The following is a 1,026-nucleotide window of genomic DNA, read 5'->3' on the forward strand; positions in this document are numbered from 1 at the left end:
GTCCTGTTTATTCCGGTTCGTAGCCTGCGGCGGCGAAGTAGTTGGCGCATTCGGTTGGCGTGAAGACGGGGACGAGGCTGCCGACTGCGGTCCAGAGGGCGTCGACGGTTCGCTCGGCCCTGGCGCGCAGCAGGGCTTTGAGCTTGGCGAAGGCGTTTTCAATCGGATTGAAGTCGGGTGAGTAGGGCGGGAGGAATTGCAACGTTGCGCCGGCTGTCTCGAGCGCGGCCCTGACGCCTTCGGCTTTGTGGGCCGGCAGGTTGTCCATGACGACGATGTCGCCGGGCGTGAGCGTCGGGACAAGAACCTGCTCGACGTAGGCCCGGAACACCGTGCCGTTCATCGCACCGTCGTAGACGAACGGCGCGGTCATGCCGGTGAGCCGTAGCGCGCCGACGAAAGTCGTCGTTTTCCAATGACCATGCGGCACGCCGGCTCGGCACCGTTCGCCGCGCGGTGCCCGACCGCGAAGCCGCGCCATCTTCGTGCTTAGCCCGGTCTCGTTGATGAACACCAGCTTGGCCGGATCGAGATCGAGCTGGCCGTCGAACCAGACCTGACGCCGCCTCAGGATGTCCGGGCGGTCCTGCTCCAGTGCGTGCGCGGTCTTTTTTTGAACGTCCAGCCCTGCCGACGCAGCCAGACGCTCAACGCCGAACGGCCAAGCCGCACGTCACGCTCGGCTGCCAGGCACTCCACCATCTCGTCCAGCGTGATGTCCTTCTTCGCCTCGATCATGGCCGTCACGAAAGCCTCGTGCCCGTCGAGTTGCGATCCGCGTGGCCGCCCCTGTCGTCGTGCGCCGCGTTCGCCGTCCCGTGCCCGTGCCACCCAGCGCACCGCCGTCGCGATCGCCACCCCGAACCGGGCCGCCGCAGAACGAGCCGATGCCCCATTCGCCGCTGCCGTCAGAACTCGGTCGCGAAGATCCTCGCCGTAAGCCCGCGCCATCGTCGCCTCCCCAAAGGACAACGTGAATCACGAACCAGCCCAGCCGTCACCACTGAAGCGACTCCGAGTTCAAAA

The 1,026-nt window shown here is 66.2% G+C and carries 1 protein-coding gene; it reads right to left on the reverse strand.

Annotated elements, in window-relative coordinates:
- Positions 1 to 7: 7 nt before the first annotated feature.
- Positions 8 to 951 (reverse strand): IS630 family transposase gene (locus tag IEY14_RS25675; RefSeq protein ID WP_244639685.1). Its coding sequence is split into 2 segments (ribosomal slippage): positions 8 to 615 and positions 615 to 951, totalling 945 coding nucleotides; the frame shifts between segments, so codons are not numbered across the junction.
- Between the last annotated feature and the right edge of the window lie 75 nt (positions 952 to 1,026).

It is taken from the genome of Aureimonas endophytica (genome assembly GCF_014642635.1).
In the GTDB taxonomy this organism is placed as follows: Bacteria; Pseudomonadota; Alphaproteobacteria; order Rhizobiales; family Rhizobiaceae; genus Plantimonas; species Plantimonas endophytica.